Annotated in this window: 2 protein-coding genes; both read right to left on the bottom strand. The window is 70.5% G+C overall.

Features of this window, described 5'->3' with window-relative positions; genetic code table 11:
• On the bottom strand, positions 1–279 hold a 279-nt coding region (locus FDO65_RS21940), incomplete at its 3' end, for a lipoyl domain-containing protein (RefSeq protein WP_205850252.1).
• Positions 279–1,253, bottom strand: a 975-nt coding sequence (locus FDO65_RS21935; RefSeq protein ID WP_137451897.1) for an alpha-ketoacid dehydrogenase subunit beta, incomplete at its 5' end; no start/stop codon positions are given. The genes FDO65_RS21935 and FDO65_RS21940, both read right to left, overlap by 1 nt.

Genomic DNA, 1,253 nt, shown 5'->3' with positions numbered 1-1,253 from the left:
CGGGTCGTCGAAGAGGCCGGCCATCAGGTCGTCCGACTCCGACAGCAGGTAGGCGATGGGGGCGCCGACGGCGATGGTGTCGCCGGGTTGGGCGACGAGGCGGGCGACGGTGCCGGCGAAGGGGGATTCGACTTCCATGTCGACCTTGTCGGTTTGCACTTCGGCGACGACGTCGCCGGCGGCGATGGTGTCGCCCTCGGCGACGGTCCAGGTGAGCAGTTCCCCGGTTTCCATGGTCATGCTCATCTTGGGCATGGGCAGGGGCAGTTCGCTGGCCATCAGGAGTTCCTCACCAGGTCGAGGCCGCGGGCCACGATGTCGTCGATCTGCGGGACGGCGGCCTTCTCCAGCTGCGGGGCGTAGGGGATCGGCACGTCCAGGCCGCACAGCCGGCCGATGGGGGCCAGCAGCGAATAGATCGCGTCGGACTCGGAGATGCGGGCGGCGACCTCGGACATGAAGCCGCCGGACTTGACCGCCTCCTGGACCAGCAGTACGCGTCCGGTGCCCTTGACCGCTTCCAGCACGGTCTCGGCGTCGAACGGCACCAGCGAGCGGACGTCCACCACGGTCGCCTCGACGCCCTGTTCGGCCAGCTGCTCGGCCGCCTCCAGGCAGCGGGACACCATGACACCGGTGGCCACCAGGGTGATGTCGTCGCCGGTACGCCGGACGGCGGCCTTGCCCAGCGGGACGCGCTCGGCGGCGAAGGGGACCTCGCCACTGGTGCGGTAGAGCAGCTTGTGCTCCAGCACGACGACCGGGTTGGGGTCGTCGATGGCCGACAGCAGCAGGCCCTTGGCATCGGCCGGGGTGGCCGGCATGACGACCTTGAGGCCGGGGACGTGGGCGAACCAGGCCTCCAGCGACTGCGAGTGCTGAGCGGCGGCGCCGGTGCCCGAGCCGCCGGGGGCGCGCAGCACCAGCGGCACCGACGCGGCTCCGCCCAGCATGAAGTGGATCTTGGCGGCCTGGTTGACGATCTGGTCCATCGCCTGGCAGGTGAAATCGGAGAACTGGATCTCCACGATCGGCCGGGAGCCGACCAGGGCGGCGCCGACGGCGGCACCGACGATGCCGAGCTCGGCGATCGGGGTGTCCCGGACCCGCTCGGCGCCGAAGCGGTGGTAGAGATCGCCGGAGACGCCGAAAGCGCCGCCGTAGATACCGATGTCCTCGCCGAGCATGAAGACCCGTTCGTCGGCCTCCATGGCCTGGCCGATCGCCTCGCGGACGGCCTCGGCGTAGGTGAT

The organism is Nakamurella flava (genome assembly GCF_005298075.1).
Classification (GTDB): domain Bacteria; phylum Actinomycetota; class Actinomycetes; order Mycobacteriales; family Nakamurellaceae; genus Nakamurella; species Nakamurella flava.
The sequence above is the reverse complement of the archived record's forward strand: the minus strand, read 5'-3'. Positions and strand labels throughout refer to the sequence as shown.